Annotated in this window: 11 protein-coding genes; all 11 read right to left on the bottom strand. The window is 48.6% G+C overall.

What is annotated here, in order from left to right:
• Nucleotides 1-190: 190 nt before the first annotated feature.
• Nucleotides 191-832, bottom strand: coding sequence for a type I phosphoribosyltransferase (locus tag MWG26_RS10500; protein WP_025657603.1), 642 nt, complete (start codon nucleotides 830-832; stop codon nucleotides 191-193).
• Between the two features lie 192 nt (nucleotides 833-1,024).
• Nucleotides 1,025-2,389, bottom strand: a complete 1,365-nt coding sequence (locus MWG26_RS10495; RefSeq protein ID WP_025657604.1) for an MATE family efflux transporter — start codon at nucleotides 2,387-2,389, stop codon at nucleotides 1,025-1,027.
• 99 nt (nucleotides 2,390-2,488) lie between these two features.
• Entirely contained in the window at nucleotides 2,489-3,508 is a 1,020-nt protein-coding gene (gene ilvC, locus MWG26_RS10490) for a ketol-acid reductoisomerase (protein ID WP_025657605.1), read from the bottom strand.
• A 114-nt stretch (nucleotides 3,509-3,622) separates the two neighbouring features.
• Complete coding sequence (ilvN, locus tag MWG26_RS10485; protein ID WP_025657606.1) at nucleotides 3,623-4,123, bottom strand: acetolactate synthase small subunit; 501 nt, start codon at nucleotides 4,121-4,123, stop codon at nucleotides 3,623-3,625.
• A gap of 125 nt (nucleotides 4,124-4,248) precedes the next feature.
• Entirely contained in the window at nucleotides 4,249-4,524 is a 276-nt protein-coding gene (locus MWG26_RS10480; protein ID WP_025657607.1) for a phosphopantetheine-binding protein, read from the bottom strand.
• The gene (locus MWG26_RS10475; RefSeq protein ID WP_243142678.1) at nucleotides 4,521-6,182 is read right to left on the bottom strand and encodes an AMP-binding protein; all 1,662 of its coding nucleotides are present in this window, start codon (nucleotides 6,180-6,182) and stop codon (nucleotides 4,521-4,523) included. The genes MWG26_RS10480 and MWG26_RS10475 overlap by 4 nt, the downstream gene beginning before the upstream one ends.
• Entirely contained in the window at nucleotides 6,130-7,701 is a 1,572-nt protein-coding gene (locus MWG26_RS10470) for an HD domain-containing response regulator (RefSeq protein ID WP_025657608.1), read from the bottom strand. Before MWG26_RS10470 ends, MWG26_RS10475 begins: the two co-directional genes overlap by 53 nt.
• A gap of 5 nt (nucleotides 7,702-7,706) precedes the next feature.
• Nucleotides 7,707-9,575, bottom strand: a complete 1,869-nt coding sequence (locus MWG26_RS10465; RefSeq protein WP_244062723.1) for a histidine kinase N-terminal 7TM domain-containing protein — start codon at nucleotides 9,573-9,575, stop codon at nucleotides 7,707-7,709.
• Nucleotides 9,536-16,870, bottom strand: coding sequence for a non-ribosomal peptide synthetase (locus MWG26_RS10460; RefSeq protein ID WP_025657610.1), 7,335 nt, complete (start codon nucleotides 16,868-16,870; stop codon nucleotides 9,536-9,538). The genes MWG26_RS10465 and MWG26_RS10460 overlap by 40 nt, the downstream gene beginning before the upstream one ends.
• Before the next feature lie 28 nt (nucleotides 16,871-16,898).
• The gene (gene galE / locus MWG26_RS10455; protein WP_025657611.1) at nucleotides 16,899-17,921 is read right to left on the bottom strand and encodes a UDP-glucose 4-epimerase GalE; all 1,023 of its coding nucleotides are present in this window, start codon (nucleotides 17,919-17,921) and stop codon (nucleotides 16,899-16,901) included.
• A 65-nt stretch (nucleotides 17,922-17,986) separates the two neighbouring features.
• Nucleotides 17,987-18,907 (bottom strand): sugar phosphate nucleotidyltransferase, encoded by a 921-nt coding sequence (locus tag MWG26_RS10450; RefSeq protein ID WP_025657612.1) that lies wholly within the window; start codon nucleotides 18,905-18,907, stop codon nucleotides 17,987-17,989.
• Nucleotides 18,908-19,088: the final 181 nt, after the last annotated feature.

Genomic DNA, 19,088 nt, shown 5'->3' with positions numbered 1-19,088 from the left:
GTGATATAGGAAATTCCAGAGGAATTTCCTATATCCCTCCCCTCCGGGGGGATACGCATGGATTGATAAAGGAGGCGCCCATACAATCATGGGCGTCTCCTTTCTGCGTCAATATTTCACTCTCAAAAAGATTTTCATTCGGATTCATTCAATATCGCTGTTCTCCGCCCGTACAGGCTTCCAGCCGCCTTTAAAGCTTCGAATACCCAAAACTATTAATTATGCCTTCCAACTTTTGACCGGCCTTGCACATCGGGCATTCATAGGACCTATACACATGATAGTCCGGCAGATCAGAGCTGGTAAAGATGGTCTTTACTTCCAATCCCGCCACCTTTGAGATCGCACTAAACACCGCACAAATCCCGCAGACCGTGCCGCCATAATAAAGCACCGACTCTATCGCCTGATAGGCAAGCGCCCCGGTTGCCAGGGAATCCGTGAGAATCAGCACCTGCTTTGCCTCAATCATTCTCTGGTTGTTATCTCGAAACAGGATCTGCCCTGAGGAATCAAATTCCGGCGTTACGACAGAGATATTATTGCCGCCGCTCAGGGATGCATGCACGCTGTCCGACAAAGCCTCCGCCATAAAAGCGCCGATCACTTCGGTATTCTTGAGGCAGACAATCGTGTCTATCAAAGTATTCGTCATGTATTCTGCCGCCAGCGTCCTGGCCGTCTCCCGTGCATTGTTGTGACGGGTCTTTACCGTGGACATATCAATATAGGTATTCACATGGGAATGTCTCGTCGCAAAATGGCCGCTCATTATTTTAATGCGGGCTTTGGGATTCTTCGTTGACCGAAGATTGGATAATCTTTCATCCATACTGCCATCTCCTTTCTGATAAAATAGAAAACATCCGTGTTATTGTTGTTTTTATTTTACCACATCGGCCCGGAATATGCAGTATAATGATTGTATTTCAAGTAATTTTCTGAAAACATTATTTCTATGTACGACCTATGTGTCGTGCATGGTAACAAAATAACACATAACCATTCGGACAAGCCAAAACTGCTACAACTTCGTTTCCTGTTTCTTTAATGAAGGCCACACGGTAATCAGCATTGTCACAAAACTGGCCGTTCCGCCAATGACATTGGAAACAGGCTCCGCCCAAAATACACCCGCTGTTCCCAGATTCCCTATCAGCGGGAGCAGGAGGGTCAGAGGAATTACGATGATTACTTTCCTGAACAGCGAAAAGAAGACCGCCTGCTTTGCCCGGTTCAAAGCCACATAAGTGGACTGCCCTGCGAACTGCAGTGACATCATGAAGATTCCACAGAAATAGATCCGCATGGCTGGTATACCTGCTCTGATCAGTTCTTCCTCTTTTGTAAAAAGCCCCAGGAAAAATGCAGGCTCGAAAAATAGAACAGCCCACATCAGAAAAGTAAATACAATCCCGCACCAGGACATGAACTTAATTGCCGATTTTACTCTGTCATAGCACTCCGCCCCATAATTGTATCCGATTACTGGCTGAGCTCCGGATGTAAGTCCCATGATGGGCATTGTAATAATCTCCCGGACGGAATTGATTACCGTCATAATTCCCACATACAGATCCCCACCATAGCGATGCAGCGTGGCATTGCATACGATCTGTACGGCCCCGTTCGTCACAGACATCACAAATCCCGATGTTCCCAGCGCCGTAATCTCCTTTACCAGTTTTTTATCCAGACGCATGGAATCACGGTCCAGTTTCAAAATTGTCTTTTTCCCCGTCAGAAAACGCATTACCCAAAGGGCAGAAAGCCCCTGGGATATCACAGTTGCAATGGCGGCTCCCCGGACACCCATCTGGAATACAAAGATCAAAATAGGATCCAGAATAATATTTGTAACCGCCCCCAGAGTAACTGTCAGCATCCCGATCTTACCAAACCCCTGTGCATTGATGAAATTGTTCATCCCCAGGCTGATCATTACAAACAAAGTTCCGCACAAATAAATGGTAATATAAGCATCTGCATAGGGAAATGTAACTTCACTTGCACCAAACAGATACAACAAAGGCTTTTTAAACAGCAGGCACCCAGCCATTAAAACCACTCCCGAAAGCAGGAGCATGGAAAAAGAATTACCCATTACTTTTCTGGCCTTCTCTTCCTCATGGCCGCCCCGCGCAATCGAGCACAGCGGTGCCCCGCCCATTCCAAACAGATTGGCAAAAGCCATAATAATTGTGATCACTGGCAGCGCCAGGCCGATTCCTGTGAGCGCTTCCGCCGAAGTATGCGGAATATGGCCAATGTAGATCCTGTCCACTATGCTGTACAGCACATTGATCAGCTGAGCCAGCGTCATGGGCAGTGCCAGACCCATAATATTACGCGCGATACTGCCCTGGCTGAAATCATTCTTGTCAGTCAAAAAAATCTCTCCTCGCCAAATTACAGGAAAAAAAAACCCCCGGCACGTCATTCGAAACGCCGGGGCCTTTATCCTATGATTACTTTTCTGTCTCAGTGATTAGTTATTGATCAACTTGTCTTCATCACTCCAGCTGTAAAGTTTTCTTACTTCCTCACCGATCTTCTCTGCCGGATGTTCTGCTGCAAGCTTTCTCATTGCTCTGAAGTGAGCCTGGCCGCCTGCGTCTGACATATCAAGCAGAAATTCCTTTGCGAAAGACCCGTCCTGGATATCGCTCAGAATCTTCTTCATTGCTTTCTTGGTATCTTCCGTGATAATCTTTGGTCCTGTTATGTAATCTCCGAATTCAGCCGTATTGGAGATAGAGTATCTCATTCCTGCAAATCCTGACTGATAGATCAGGTCTACAATCAGCTTCATCTCATGAATACACTCGAAGTATGCATTTCTCGGATCATATCCGGCCTCGGTCAGTGTCTCGAAGCCTGCCTGCATCAATGCGCATACACCGCCGCAGAGTACTGCCTGCTCGCCAAACAGGTCTGTCTCCGTCTCTGTTCTGAACGTGGTCTCCAGTACGCCGGCTCTGGCACCGCCGATTCCCAGCGCATATGCAAGCGCTTTATCCAAAGCCTTGCCTGTTGCATCCTGCTGTACAGCCACCAGACAAGGAACACCCTTGCCATCCTGATACTCACTTCTTACTGTGTGTCCCGGCCCCTTCGGTGCAATCATAGTAACATCTACATACGGAGGAGGTACAATCTGGCCGAAGTGGATTGCAAAACCATGTGCGAACATCAGCATATTGCCCTCTTCCAGATTTGGCTCGATATCTTTCTTATACATTGCAGCCTGTTTCTCATCGTTGATCAGAATCATGATGATATCCGCTTTTTTAGCTGCCTCAGCGGCTGTAAATACTTCAAATCCCTGTGCTTCCGCTTTTGCCCAGGACTTACTTCCTTCATAGAGACCGATGATCACATTGCAGCCTGATTCTTTCAGATTCAGTGCATGTGCATGGCCCTGGCTTCCGTAACCGATAATTGCGATTGTTTTTCCTTCCAGCATGGAAAGGTTGCAGTCTTCCTGATAATAAATTTTTGCTGCCATCTTGACATTCCTCCTAATTTCTCTTTCATCAGTGCGCTTTATCTGATGATAAATTGCTTTTTATATGAGTTAAAGGCTGTCTGCCTCTAGCTTCCCGTCCCTATGTACTGCCTGTCAGTCTATAAATGTGACATCCTTGATCCCACGCGCAAGACCCGTGATCCCTGTCCTTGCCAGCTCCAGTATCTCATAGCCGTCGAGCAGGTTCAGAAACGCTTCCAGCTTGGACTGGTTCCCTGTCAGCTCGATCATCATGGATTCCTTCTCAACATCAACGATCTTGGCCCTGAATATATCTGCGATGGAAATCACTTCCGAGCGCTGTGCTGCACTGGCGCGGACCTTCACCATGATCAGCTCCCTGTACACGGATTCATCGTCCTTAAGAACCTTGATCTCAATGACATCCTCCAGCTTGCGGACCTGCTTTTCTATCTGGGACAGTATCAGTTCGTCTCCGCTTGCAACGACCGTAATCCTTGTAAATCTGGGATCGGCAGTCATTCCCGCCGTAATACTGTCAATGCTGTATCCCCTTCTGCTGAAAAGTCCAGCAATCCTGCTTAGTACACCCGGATTGTTGTCAACCAGCAATGAAAAAACCTGTCTTCTCATATGCCTCCCTACTTTCCTGTCTAACTTCAGAAATGCAAAAACAGAGTGCGTTCTGTTTTTTAATAATATCAAGTTCGCCTTTCTTTGTCAAGAGATTTTCATAATTTCCTGTGATTTCTTACTAATTACAAATTGTTCTCATCGGCGCGGCCGTCCGCGTCCCGCATATGTTCCCATTTCTGCATATACCGAATCACGTCTCTCACCTGCATAAGGTTGCGCACATCTTTCATGGGAATATCCGTATCAAATCTCTCCTCGAACGCGCATACCAGATTGGCCACATCCATGGAATTCAGCGCCAGGTCATTTACAAACTCTGTATCCATGGTCAGCTTCTTCACCCCTGTCACCTCTCTTACGATCTCTTCTACAAGGAGCAGCATTTCTTCTTCTGTCATACCGTCACCTTCCTTCTCTGGATTTTCTGCATGGAAGTCTTTTTAAATTCGGACTCGGACAGCTTTACAGACTGGATTCTCTTATAGACCGGCAGTTTTGCGTTCAACTCCGCAATGGACTCCTGTATACTTTCCAGTATCCTATAATTGTCTGTCTCACTGGTCTTCTCCGCGTCTACGCAGACCAGTGCGGAAAGCTTCACTTCATCCAGTGCATTTCCCGTACTTGCCCCGTACACCATCACTTCTTTAACAAGAGGAAGCTCCTGGATATAAGCTTCCAGTTCCTCCGGAACCACCTTTTTTCCGTTATTGAAAACGATCAGGTTTTTCTTTCTCCCACAGATATAGAGAAAACCTTTTCTGTCCATATAGCCAATGTCCCCTGTATGGAACCATTCATCTGTAAAACTTTCCTCTGTAGCGCCCGGATTTTTATAGTATTCTTTAAATACAATAGGACCCTTCACCAGAATCTCTCCGTCTGCCAGCTTTAATTCCACCCCTGGAAGCGGAAGGCCAACGGAGTTGATTCTGTTTTGTCCCCTGATGCTGTTGCTGATCAGTGGACTGCACTCTGTAATTCCATAGCCCTGAAGTACATCAATACCATAAGCTGCAAATTCCTCTGCTATCTTTTCATTCAAATGCGCTCCGCCGCAGCAGATTGTCTTCAGCTGGTCCCCCAGAATCAGATCCATACCGTTGACCTTCACGGGCTTTTTTGTAAAGATTCCTTTTTTATATTTTTCTACTGCCTGGGCTGTCTGCTCCCGGATTCCCATGTTTTCCTGGATCCGGTGGATTTCTTTGAGCAGATTTTCTAAAATCAGGGGCACCGCCATGAGAATACTCGGCCTGTACAGCTTGATGTCGCGGAACAGCGTTTTCAGATTTCCGTTGATGCAGATATTCTGACCGTGCGCGATCATATCCAAAATCCCGCATCCCAGAGAATATGTATGGTAAAGAGGAAGCGGATTGAACATCCGATCCTCCAGCTGCACCGAAGCCTGACAGCAGCAGGCATCATACATCATATTATAATGGCTAAGTACTACGGCTTTGGAAACACTGGTTGTTCCTGACGTATATACAATTGCCAGCGTTGTATCCGGCCCGATGTCCTGGGCAAATGAAAATCCCTGGATCTGTTCCTGCTCCACTTTTCTTCTGCCCTCTTCCATCATCTCCCGGATTCCGGTGTCCATACAGATCACACGTTCTTTTTTCCATCCCTGGAACGCAGCTTTAAAATCTTTTTGCACTACCGTGTAAGAAGCATCCGCAAATTCAGCCAGATTCAGGATTTCTTCCTCCGGCTGTTCCACGTCGATCGGCACTCCCACGGAACCGATGCAGCCGGCCGCGCAGAATGCAGCAATCCATTCATAAGTATTTTCGCCCACCAGGGCAATGTGTTTACCCGCCATTTTTTTCTGTACCATCATATAGGCGGCTCCCTGCACATCTTTTACAAATTCACGGTAAGAAACATCCCGTTGGGTACCCGCCCTGTCGAAAGACGTGATAGCCGGTCTCTCCGCATATGCATCCTGCACGTCAAGGAGGCACTCCGGCAGGGTTTTATAAAGTTTTACCTGTTTATAAATATTCTTCTGCTCCATAATTTTCTTTTCTTCCTTTATTTTCATCATAAGTCCATCGCAGCTGCTCACTGATTGTATCATAATCCTTCAGTACTTCCAGAAATACATCCACATAATGGCCGTCAAACTGGGCGCCCTTCCCCTCTTTCAGCTGGCTCACAGCCTCTGCAAATGAGAGTTTTTTTCTGTAATGCCGATCGGACATCATCGCGTCAAATGCGTCCGCAATTGCTATGATCCTAGCCTCCGGCGGAATTTCTTCCCCCTTCAGCTTTCTGGGATAACCCGTCCCGTCATAGCGCTCATGATGCGCACACACAATCTCTCCCGTATTGCTGAACATATCCATACAGGACAGAATATTGGCGCCCATGCCAGGATGCTTTCTGATCTCTCTGAATTCCTCCTCGCTTAGCCGTTCCGGTTTGCTAAGCACTGCGTCCGATACACCGATCTTCCCAATGTCATGCAGAAGTCCTGCTACCCTGACCCGTTTCACAAATTCCGCGTCAGATTCCAGGCGTTCCGCAAGTTTCACCGCATAATAGGATACCCGGTCGGAATGCCCTCTTGTGTAGAGATCCTTGGCATCCACCAGCAGCCTGAGTGCCTCTACCGTCTGCATATAGCTGTCCATCAGCCGCTTATTCATGCCGGAGAGCCTCTTATTGTTGGCATTTAACAACATTTTCAGTAGTGTATTGTGAAGGGCTGTGGATACCTGCTCCGCATACACCGACAAGAGCGCCTCCAGCGTAGTATCCGGTGCGGTCCCGGTTTTCGCTCCCATGACACCCAGAATGATCTCCCGTTTTCCAAGGAGAGGCACAAGCAGGACTCCATTATGATAGATAATCCGCTGCTCCGCCATACTCTTTCTAACATGTTCTACAATTACCGGGAAATCCTCATTCTCAAACTCAAAAAATGGCTTATCGTAAGAGCCGGCCCCTCTGTATATATCCGCCGGCAGTTCGGCATTTCCCGGATCCGTCAGTACGCCATCTGGTTTCACCCACACAAAGCCATCCCCTGTCTGTACCAGAGCCTTCAGCTCCTTCAGCACCTGACCGCACAGCTCATCGACAGGCACCATCTGGTGCAGGTGGGGTATCGCGTCCAGAATACTGGACAGCCCGTCCTGATACCGGTAGATTGTATTGATATGCCGGATGCATTTCACACAGCTTTCCACAAGAAGTTCCAGCTGGTCATACCGGCTGCTCTTCTCACAGTATCCCTGAATCGCCAGCTCCCGGATCGTGTTTAACGGGGGCGCCAGTTCTTTATGCCCGGTCAGCATGATTACATAGATTCTGGTATCGAACTTTCTCAGCCGCGCAACCACCTCATCCCCACAGATTGGGGACATGATAAAGTCCAAAATCAGAATATCATAGCGGCCGTTCTTCAGCTGTTCCAATGCTGTCAGCGGATTTTCCTGTGTCTCTACTTCGTAGCCTTTTGTGCGGAAATTGGCACTCAAAGCATCCAGAATATTTCTGTCATCGTCCAAAATGAACATTTTAAAACCATTTTTTTCTTTTCCAGCTCTGTTCTTCCGCATTCCCTTTATCCTCTCCTGTCTTCCTCGACTGGGAGCTCGACATAGAAGGATGCTCCTCCTTCTTCGTTATTCTCACCCCATATCCTGCCGCCGAACCGTGCCCGTATAATCTCCGCCGAGCTGTACAGACCCAGTCCGGTTCCTTTCGTTCCTTTCGTTCCTTTTGTTGTACACATTAAGCGGAACAGTTTTTCCCTCACATCTGCCGAGATACCCATACCATGATCCTTCACAGCAATATAGACACTGCCGTCCTTTTTCCAGGCCCTGAGTTCAATGTCTCCGCCCTTCCCCTCCATGGCATCACATGCATTGTCCAAAAGATTATTGACTACCTGGACCAGATTATTGATATCCCCTTGTATCACAGTGTTCTCTAAAAGCCTGTTATCCGTAATCAGTCTGCAGCCATTTTTGACCAGCTTGCCCTTCAGAAACATTTCCACTCTTTTGAACACTTCATCCATTGTAAAATCCTCCTCCGAGGATGTACTTAAATTTGTAGCCATACCCTTTACCGTCGTTATGATGTCTGACATATAAGCACAGCATTCCTGAATCCTGGCCAGCCATCCCTCCATCTCCCCTGCAATTTCCTGATGATCTTCAATCGTAACCTCCGGGTCTCCTACACTCTGGGAATACTCCCTCACTAAGTCCTCTAGAATCGTCACATCCCCCGATATAGCCATAATCGGAGTCTTAAGGTTGTGGGAAATACTTCCAATCATCTGTCCGAGTGAGATCAGCCGTTCTCTCTCCATTGCCCGGCTCAGATTCTGCTGTTTTCTTTTTATTTCCTCTTTCAGTTTTGTCACATCCCGGAACATTGCCAGAACTCCGGCCATGCTGTGCTTTACAAAAATGGGTGTAAGTTCTACCGAATAATAGACCTTGCCTTCTTCACACAGAATCGCCTGTTCATAAGAGATAACATTTACAGACTGTTTGCATACATCAAAAAAATTAAGCAAGTTGTAAATCACATCTCGTTTCCGCTCCTCCAGTCCCTCAACTACCTGATTCAGATAACTGTTAATCTTCATGTTATACTGTTCCCCGAATACTTCATCAAATGCAGCGTTTGAATAAATAATGCATCTGTCAGAGGAAAGAATGACGTATCCCTCTGAAACGTTATCCACCATGTTTTCCAGAGCCACCGGTTTGATATTTAAAAAATTCAAGTAGTACACGGCAATCCCATGGCACAATATAGTGATCAGAAAGGCCAGCGGTGTAGCAGATATGGGCAGGTCTACAATCTTAAGGGTTGCCAGAAGATTCGTGAAGAACGGAACAAACAGCCCTCCGATAAACAGCCCCACCTGCCCCCATACACTTCTGGTCCTGCGCCTGATTCCATACCGGAACATGATGATTACTACGATAATAGAATAAATATAGTACTGCAGCCCCGAGATGATAAACAAAGGGCCAAACCTTACTTCCGATGCGTAGATGGAAAACTTCCTGTAAAACAAATGATGCAGCGGATTTGTAAATACAACTAGAGACGAGAGCACCGGCAGCACATACAAAAGCCAGTAGTGCCGCGGTACCTTTACCTGATTTCTCGTAAAGATCAGGGAAATCAGCAGTATGGTCATAATGAGCATGGCGGAACAGGCACATGTAATTGCATCCATGACCTGCAGCGCCGCCATATTCTCGGTGTACTCCATCCCAATGATTGCCAGCAGCCAGATCAGCAGAAATCCGGCCGAGGAAAGATACAGCTTCTGTGCTGCCGACAGCCTGCCCTTCATCAGGCAGCTGACAATGAAAAACCCCAGTACGGCTGCCGATATATCCAGTATATGCCCGGCTATTGTCATTGTCGCTCTTCCCTCCCCTCTTCTTTTGTAAAGCATAGTTTCAGTTTTCCGATGTCCGGCTGAGGCCACCAGAAGTCCAGTGCAGCCAGAGTTTTCTGTGTAAACGCCGTATCTGGCACCACTTCGGCCTCCCGGTTCTGCAGTTCAAACCAGGTCTGTGCTAATGCCTGGATATACGGGGAGTCCGACCGCATGCTCTTTTCTTTGAGTGTCCCTGCAAACGTCTCTGCGTCCGTTATCTGCACGGCTTTACACGCCTCAGCCAGGCAGCCGATTTCAATCTTATGGGGGCTGCAGATATGATAGGCGGACTTTGTTGTTTTGCTCAGTCTAATAACCGCCTCCGCCGCCAGATTGACCGGGGTTACCTCCAGCCTATGGTGGTACAGAATCTCCGGAAGCATCCCCAGTTCTATCACCCCTTTGATCAGCCTGTAAAATGCATTCGATTCCGGATTTTTCTGGAATATCCCGTCAAAGGAACTGGAGACCAGCCTTCCGATCCGGAAGATATTAGCACCAAGGCCCCGCCGTACCGCATCGTCTACCAGTTTCTCCGCCATAATTTTACTCTTGACATAGGGATTCTCCCACCAATTCTGGCCGATATTCAGATCCTTCTCTGACAGCACTGCTCCCTGTTCCTTTGTCCGGGCCGTCTGCATTCCTGCAACACTGATTGTGGATATATACATCACTGCAGCTCCGGAAGCCTCTGCAAAGCGCAGCACCTGCCGGGTGCCCTCAACATTCGTGTTGATAAGTTCTTCTTCCGGCGCATAATGCCGGACGTCCGCCGCACAGTGGAATATCCGCGTAACACTATGCACCATCTCCTCATAAACGCATGGATCCGCCTGAAACTGTTCCGCCGTCAGTTCTCCGTCAAACGCATAAAGACGTTCTTTATATTTATCAAGATAACCGGCGCCGAAGTAATAATTCATGCTTTCCTCCAGCCGGACCATCCCGCCTCTTACCAGACAGTACATTTTCTCGCTGCCGTATTCCAACAGTTTTTTCAATATATAACTTCCCAGATAGCCTGTGCAGCCAGTCAGAAATATATTCCCGGGCCTGCACATCCTTTCTTCCTGGTCTGAAAGCACAGCCGGCAGTTCCCAGAGTGTTTCTTTTTGCGCTGGAACCGCCGTTTCTCTCTCTTTACCGGGCACGGGGCAGAGCATTTTCTCCTGTTCTTCCAGCGTTGGACAACGATAAAAATCATTGATACCAAAATCATACTCTTTCTGGTGATAACGATTTAAAATAAGAATCGCCTGAAGCGAGGTCCCGCCCTGTTCAAAGAACGATACGTCCCGAAGAGGCTCCCGTCCCAGCACTTCTTTCCACAACTCAGCAATCCCTGATTCCCCGGCTTCGGCCGTCTGCACCTCCGCCTCTGTCTCCGCCAGTTTTTTTAGATCTGTCTTGCCGCTGGCCGTTCTTGGTAATTCCTCAAGCACATGGATCTCTGAAGGGATCATATAGTCCGGAAGCTTCTTCTTCATATATGCCCTGAGTAACTCTTCCGTATATCCCTCCGCTTTGACTACCGCGGCCCTGAGGAAACGCACCGCGCCCTGATGCAGGACAGGCACAGCGGCCGCCTCCTTTACCAGCCCCGACTGCAGCATAATCTGCGTAATCTCCAGTGGCTCGATCCGGTGTCCGTTCAGTTTAATCTGAGTATCCACCCGGCCAAGGCACTGCCAGTTTCCGTCGGCTCTGAGCCTTCCCCGGTCTCCGGTTCTGTACATCTTTTCTCCTTTTAGAAATGGATCCGGCAGGAAGGCCTGATCCGTCAGATCCTGCCTGTTGATATACCCCGGTGACAGGCATTCCCCTGCAATATAGATTTCCCCGACGGCTGTGGGCGGTACGGGGCGGCGTTCTTCATCCAGCAGATAATACCGGCAGTTTCCGATGGGCTTTCCGATATGGATACTTTTCTCATCCGTAATATCCCCCTGGCAGTTGTGCACGGAAGTCTCCGTCGGACCATAAATATTGAAGATCCGGGCATCTGTCAGACCGTTCAGCCTGTCTTTTAACTCCATACTCCACGGCTCACCCAGAAGGATAATCCGGTGTATCCCACGCAATGCCCCGCAGAATGCTTCATCTCCCAGACACATCTGAATTCTCGAGGGCGTCAGCTGAAGCACCGTAACTTGGTCACGCCGGATCCGCTCCGCCATCTTCCATGGAAGCAGCATCTCCTCCTCATCGGCAACACTGACCGCATACCCTTTTCCAAGCGCCAGTATCGTCTCCGTCGTAAACACATCAAAGACGCAGTTGGATGCACACAGGATCTTTTCCTCCCGGTCTCCCAGCAGAGGTTCCAGATGCGCCAGCAGATTTGACAGAGATTTGTGGCACATAACCACGCCCTTCGGCTTCCCTGTGGTTCCGGAAGTAAAGATCACGTTTGCCGCATCCTGAGCTCCATGCTCTGCAGCCGGTACCTCCAAAACAGATCCCGCTTCCCGTCCATCCCAGACCAGTTCCCTGCAGGGCAGATTCCCCAGAACCAGTTCCTGCTGTCCATAAAGCACCAGCCTGACACCGGCCTGCGTCAGCATATAAAGAATCCTCTCCCCCGGAAATTCCGGATCGATCGGGACATAAGCCGCACCGGATTTCAAAATACCGAACATAAAAACTGGCAGCAGCCCCGTTCTCTTCGTCAGAAAAGCTACCTTATCTCCCCGGCCGATTCCCTCAGCCCTCAGTATTCCCGCCAGAGCATCGGTTTTCTCCTTCAGCTCCCCAAAAGTATAACAGGAGTCGTTTCCCCACTGTACGGCAGTACGATCCGGATCCGCATAGGCATAATAATCGGCGGCCTGATCCACCGTTGTCGCATCATAAGGCGTCCTGAGGCGCACGGGCTGATCCAGCAGTCTGTATTGATCCGCCTTATCCAGCATGGAAATCTCCGAAAGCAGCGCCTCCGGATTCTGCAGCACTTCCTTAAGTCCCTGCAGATAACATCTGCTGTAAAATGCGATCGTCACCTCGTCAAACAAGCTCCTGGCGTACTCAAACCGGAAATGATATCTTCCCTGCAGATACACGGCCTCGAGATTCAGATCCATCTTCACGGCATGCGTATCGCTGGGAATGTAGGCAAGCTTTGCATTTCCGATCGTTATATCCCCGCTTTTCACAGGCGTCATAGTAAACATCACGCTGAACAAAGGATTCCGGTCTCTTGTCCTCGAAGTTTTGGTGATTTCAAGCAGTTCTTCCAGGGTAATCTCCTGATGATCCAGCATCCCCGAAACCGTCTGTTTTACCGATTCCAGATAAGCTGTAAATGTCTCCACAGCCCCGGCCTGCATAAAAACCGGAAGAGACTGGACAAACACGCCTGTCATCTCCTCCATGTGCTGCCGACGGCGGCCGGAAAACGGCGTCCCTGCCACAACTTCCGTGCTTCCGGAATACCGGCTCAGGAAAAGTCCATAGACGGCCAGAAGGAATACGAAGACCGTAACATGCTGTTCCTCACAAAAGCCTGCGATCCTCTCACTCAGGGCTGGGGGAAGGGCAAACTCGTACTGTCCCCCTGCCCCGTCAAATACAGGAGGCCTGGGCCTGTCGGGCGTAAGCTCCCGCTCCGGCAGCTTTTCCGGCAGGTGTTTCCGCCAGAATGCCCTGCACGGATTTTCTTCCTGGCTGTTTCTTTCACTAACCCACCAGGCATAATCAATATAATCCAGCTCCGGCATGGATACCGGAAGTTCCTGGTAATACTGGTTCAGCCTGCCCAGCAGTAGCTGGCTGCTTAAGCCATCGGAGATGATATGGTGCATATCCAGCAGCAGATATGGTTCATTCCCCGGCAGCTTTAGCATAGCTGCCCGAAGAAGCGGTCCTTCCGTCAGATCAAAGGGTCTGACAAAGCTTGCCATCGCCTCTTCTATGGTGCCGCACTCCATCCACTGCATCCGAAACTCCGTCCCGGGGCTGACTCTGGCAATTACCCGGCCGCCTTCAATATGAAATGTAGTCCGCAGAGAAGTATCCTCCGCTATCATCCTGGCAAATGCGCGCTCAAGCCGCGGATAATCCAGCCATTCGCTGAGATGGAACACAGTTGGCATATTATAGCCGATCTTCGTTTCATCCAGCTGTTGCATAACGTAAAATCCTGCCTGTGACGGTGTAACCGGATACCAGTTCCTCACCGAAGCTCTCCGGATCTCCGCGCGCTGTGCTTCCGGACGGATCTCTCTGCCTCTGATAAGATTGCCCAGCCGTCTCAGTGTTGCATTCGCGTACAGCTCCTGTACGGTAATGCTCCGGGAAAACTGTTTCTCTACTTCCAAAAGCATCAGTACGGCATTCAGTGAATCCCCTCCCGACAGAAAATAATCAGAGTGAACGTCTAGTTCCTCCCGTTCCAGTACTTTCCGCCAGACAGCCAGCAGTTTTTCTTCCACTTCATCTGCCGGGGAATCCCCGCCGCCTGATAATACAGGCTTCTCAAGGGCCGTGAAATCGATTTTCCCGTTATTGTTAAGTGGAAAAGCATCCACTCTGGCCACCGCCGCCGGCAGAAGATACCGCGGCAGATAGTTAGATGCAAATGTAAGCAGTTCGCTTTCCGTAAGCTGGACATCCCCTGTATAATAGGCGATCAGCCTGTTCTCCCATATCCCAGCCGCCGCGGCCTCTACCTTCTCATGCCGCATGAGAACGGATTCGATCTCGGAAAGTTCAATTCGGTGTCCGAGCAGTTTTACCTGGTCATCCCTTCTGCCCAAATAAAAGATTTTACCGTCTTTTGACCATTTACCATAATCCCCTGTTCGGTACATACGCCCGCCGTCCCGAAAGGGATCGCGTATAAAACGCTCTTTTGTAAGCGCCTCTCTGTTGTGGTATCCCCTCGCCAGACAATCACCGGCAATATATAGTTCTCCGGCGGATCCCGGGGGGAGTGGATTCTGGAATTCATCCAGAATATAGATCCTGCAGTTCTGCAGAGGCCGGCCTATATGAACGGACTCTCTGCCGTTAACCACAGCATGGCTGACCGCAACTGCCGCCTCGGAAGGGCCGTACTGGTTATACAGCGCCGCACATGTATGATCCGCAAGCTTTTTAGATAGTTCGGATGGCAGGCTCTCTCCCCCGCAGATCACCGTCTCCATATGCATCAGTGAATCACAGAAATCTGCATTCTTCAAATATGCAGATAAACGGGACGGCGTCAACGCCATAAATCCGGCGTCATAATTTTGAATCAGGCTGCCCAGCCTCTGTGGGTGGTTCATCTCCGCCTCTGAGGCCAGCACAATTGTCCGGCCGCAAAGAAGGGCAATCACACTCTCCAGTAAAAATGCGTCAAATCCCACGCTGCAAATCGAGAGAACGGCGCCCTTTGGATAGAGCGGCTGCATCGCCGCCGCCAGATTCAGCACACTGTGCTGCTCCACTTCCACGGCCTTCGGCGTCCCTGTGCTGCCCGACGTGTAAACCAGATATGCCAGGTCATCCGGCCCGGACGCTTTATATTCTGTCGTTTCACAGTCTGGCATTTCATCCGCATCTGCCAGCTCATCTAACTGAACCAGATCTACACAGCCGGACATCTCCTCTGCAGGTTCTGTGCATATGCAGAAAAGAGCCTGGCTGTCACACACCATCTCTCGTTTCCGCTGTGCAGGCAATTCCCTGTCAATCAGAAGCCAGCTGTTTCCGGAAAGAATAATCCCGCACAGCGCCGTAAATATCTTCTCCGTCCTTCTCATATGGACAGCCACAGTTCCTTTTCTGTCCCCGGTTCTTCCCACAATCCCACGCGCGGTCTTCAGGGAGTACTCTTCCAGTTCCTGATAGGATATCCTTCTGCCTTCAAATATAACCGCCGCTCTCCCGGGATTCAGCCGGAAGGTCTCTAACAACTGGTCTGCGATTCCCACATCCCTGTTATACCAAACATCTGTCTGATTGAAGCCGTAGATGACCTGCTCTTCCATCTCCTCACTTAAGATCTGAAGGCCGGCGATCGGAACGTCCGGGTTCTGCAGAGCCTCCTTAAGAATCCGGGATAGGCTCTCATGCAGCCGGTCAATTTCCTCTTCTGAAAATATCTGGGTCAGGTAATCATAATCTACCGTATATTGGTTTTCCTGATCTCTGCTGCTTAGGTGGATGCAGAGAGCTTCGCTCTGATAACCGCTGTACAGCCACCGGCCCTCCAGAGAAACTCTTGCACCTTGCAGGTGGTCCATCTTTCCGTTCTGATAGGACAATACGATATCAAACAAAGATTCCGATATATTCCCGCCGTTTTGGCTAACTATTTTTTTTATAGATTCGAATGGAATTCGCTGATGACAGAGCAGCGCAAACCAGTCGTCCTGCAGCTTTTCATTGAACTCGTTCCACGTCATGGAAATATCCAGTTCATTTACAAAAGGCAGGGTATTGACGAACATACCACCGGTCTGCTTATCTTGAAAATTAAGCCTGTTAATGGTAGGCACACCGACACAGAAACGTTCCAGCCCTTTCATACGCCGCAGATAGACTGCCAGGCCCATATAGAAAACAGCAAACGGAGATACTTTATTCTTCGAGCAGAACCCTCCAATAAGCCGGTTCAGCCGGTTAGAAAGCCGGTACGACTTTCTGAGCCCCACAGGGCTTATGACCGGACACTGATATTCCTTGGCCGCCGCTGGCAGGATACCATTGAGCACCCCCCTCCAGTATTTTTTATCCTTTTCAAAAGCTTTGGACTCCAGATACTTTTGCTCACTTAAGATATGATCTTCATACGAAGGTGCCGCAAAACTGTCCGCCCTGCCTCCCTGAAGAAGTTGGAAATAATTATGTATGATATGATTTGTAATCAATGCATGAGACCAGGCGTCTGCTATGATATGATGTACCCTGGTCAGAATTCCCCCGCTCTTCCCTGAAGTCTTAAAAATCACCATCTGGCACAGCGGAGAATCATACAGTGTAAAGTGCTCTCTGGCAACGGACTGAAACCAGATTCCCACCCCCTGCTCATTTGTCTCTGTAAAATCAAAAAACGCCGTTCTGGCAGGTATCTCTTCTGTCACATACTGATAAGGCTGCCCGTCCCTGATGGTAATTCTTGTCCTGAGAGACGGAAATGCCCTGTATACAAGCTCAATACATGTCTGAAGATATTCCAGATTCAGATTCCCTTCAATCTTAAGTGCCGTACATATGTTGTTAATCGGGAGTCCCGGGTGTGCCATTTCCAGATTCCAGATATTCATCTGGCTGCAGGACAATGGCAGGTATTCCACATCTGTTAATTTACCTTCTGCGCACATTACACCTTTCTCCTGTTCACTTTTTCATCTATTCACTGTCCCTGTAACCATTCGGATTCATCGACTGCCATTTCCATGAATCCGCACACATCTCCTCAATTCCTCTCTCGGCAGTCCAGCCCAGTTCCTCTTTTGCCCTGGATGCATCACAGTAACAAGTGGCGATGTCTCCTGCGCGCCGGGGCTTGATCTGATAGGGGATAGATTTGCCGCACGCCTTTTCATATGCCTTTACGACATCCAGAACACTGTACCCTGTCCCGGTTCCCAGATTATAGATATGCACCCCTTTGCTGCTCTTCATCTTCTCGATCGCTTTCACATGGCCCACAGCCAGATCCACAACGTGTATATAATCACGGACGCCCGTACCGTCATGGGTATCGTAATCGTCGCCAAACACGCCGAGACAGTCCAACTTTCCAACTGCCACCTGCGCAATATAAGGAACCAGATTATTCGGGATTCCCTTCGGGTCTTCCCCTATCAGTCCGGATTCGTGCGCTCCGATCGGATTAAAGTAACGCAGAAGCATAATATTCCACTCCGGATCCCCGGTATGCAGATCCGTAAGAATCTGTTCCAGCATGCCTTTCGTCTGTCCGTACGGATTGGTGATTTCCCCCTTCGGGCACTTCTCCGTAATCGGAATCTCTGCAGGATCTCCATATACGGTTGCGGAAGAACTGAATATTATGTTCTTGCAGCCATGTCTGCGCATCACATCGCATAGAATTAACGTTCCGGTAATATTGTTGTGATAATATTCCCAGGGCTTCACCACGGACTCGCCCACTGCTTTCAGTCCGGCGAAGTTGATAACCGCTTCAATATCTTCCTGCCCAAATATGGGTTCCAGGTCCTCCCTGTTCAAAATATCACCTCTATAAAACTTCAGTTCCTTCCCTGCAATCTTCTGCACTCTCTCTAGCGCTTTCTCACTGGAATTGTAGAGGTTATCCACGACTACCACATCATAGCCTCTCTCTAAGAGTTCCACACATGTATGACTTCCTATATACCCTGCGCCGCCTGCTACTAAAACTGCCATTATACTCACCTTTTCCTTTCTGTCTGCTGTTCTTCTCTGACTGTTGTCTGATGCCGTATGCCTGTTTATTTCCAGAGATGTAGGGGATAGATTCCCTTTCCCTTCATCTCTGCAACCGCATCCACAACACTCTGCTTATCTTCCTTATATGTGATCCCATACCATCTGTCCTCGGATTTCAACACCTTCACAGTCGCCTTATCCTCATCAAGAAGTTCACCTACCACCGACGGCAAAAAATATTCACACTTCAAAGGTGATACCTTCAGGTTCTTCTCCAGAAATACCGGGAACCGCTCCTCCAGCTCTCTCAATAAACTATTCGTAAAGCCAAACATATTCAGAGATACGATACAGTTCTTGTCGATCTTGTTCCATGTCTTTCCATCATCCTCTGTATATTCAATTCCGTTCGTTGTTCGCTCAATATGAGTCCGTTCAATAATTCCGGTCAGATAGTCCTCTTCATCCGTCTCACAGATTCCCCTGGATACATATCCATTATCTGTTAAAGTATTATCCAGCCGGTACCCCACCATGGCATACCTGTATTTTTCATCATCCGCATGTTCCGAAAGATAACGGTAAATCTCCTCCAGCGCATGTACGCCGTAATAATCATCCGCGTTGATAACAGCAAAAGGGCCATCGATCACATTCCTGCAGCATAAAACTGCATGCCCCGTCCCGAACGGCTTCACACGTCCAGCAGGCACCTCATATCCCTCCGGAAGATCATCCAGCTTCTGAAACACATAGACTACTTCCATATATTCGCTGATTCTGTCTCCAATGCAAGTTTTAAATTCTTCTTTGTTTTCTTCCTTTATTATAAAAACGACTTTCTCAAATCCCGCCCTCCTGGCATCAAAAATAGAAAAGTCAATAATAATATGGCCTTCCTCATCCACCGGGTCAATCTGTTTCAAACCGCCATAACGGCTTCCCATTCCTGCCGCCATGATCACAAGTACTGGTTTTTCCATGCTTCTTCTCCTTCTATCACTTATATCACAAGATTTCCCGAACTATATAATCACATATAATTTAAAAATAATCACACGTATCTGCGTTTGTTATCTTTTCTTTCGTTTTGTTAATCACATGTAATATTATACTTCCTAATGTAGTCCGGGTCAATGCATTAAATAATTATAACATATAAAT

Source organism: Faecalicatena contorta, from assembly GCF_022835095.1.
In the GTDB taxonomy this organism is placed as follows: Bacteria; Bacillota; Clostridia; order Lachnospirales; family Lachnospiraceae; genus Faecalicatena; species Faecalicatena contorta.
This window is presented reverse-complemented; position numbering and strand designations above follow the sequence as displayed.

What these genes read in the sequence shown, in the direction of transcription:
- MWG26_RS10460 (WP_025657610.1), bottom strand. Translation starts at nt 16,870, where the DNA reads ATGTGCGCAGAAGGTAAATTAACAGATGTGGAATACCTGCCATTGTCC.
- ilvC (WP_025657605.1), bottom strand. Translation starts at nt 3,508, where the DNA reads ATGGCAGCAAAAATTTATTATCAGGAAGACTGCAACCTTTCCATGCTG.
- MWG26_RS10465 (WP_244062723.1), bottom strand. Translation starts at nt 9,575, where the DNA reads ATGCTTTACAAAAGAAGAGGGGAGGGAAGAGCGACAATGACAATAGCC.
- MWG26_RS10480 (WP_025657607.1), bottom strand. Translation starts at nt 4,524, where the DNA reads ATGACAGAAGAAGAAATGCTGCTCCTTGTAGAAGAGATCGTAAGAGAG.
- galE (WP_025657611.1), bottom strand. Translation starts at nt 17,921, where the DNA reads ATGGCAGTTTTAGTAGCAGGCGGCGCAGGGTATATAGGAAGTCATACA.
- MWG26_RS10500 (WP_025657603.1), bottom strand. Translation starts at nt 832, where the DNA reads ATGGATGAAAGATTATCCAATCTTCGGTCAACGAAGAATCCCAAAGCC.
- MWG26_RS10450 (WP_025657612.1), bottom strand. Translation starts at nt 18,907, where the DNA reads ATGGAAAAACCAGTACTTGTGATCATGGCGGCAGGAATGGGAAGCCGT.
- MWG26_RS10475 (WP_243142678.1), bottom strand. Translation starts at nt 6,182, where the DNA reads ATGATGAAAATAAAGGAAGAAAAGAAAATTATGGAGCAGAAGAATATT.
- MWG26_RS10470 (WP_025657608.1), bottom strand. Translation starts at nt 7,701, where the DNA reads ATGCGGAAGAACAGAGCTGGAAAAGAAAAAAATGGTTTTAAAATGTTC.
- ilvN (WP_025657606.1), bottom strand. Translation starts at nt 4,123, where the DNA reads ATGAGAAGACAGGTTTTTTCATTGCTGGTTGACAACAATCCGGGTGTA.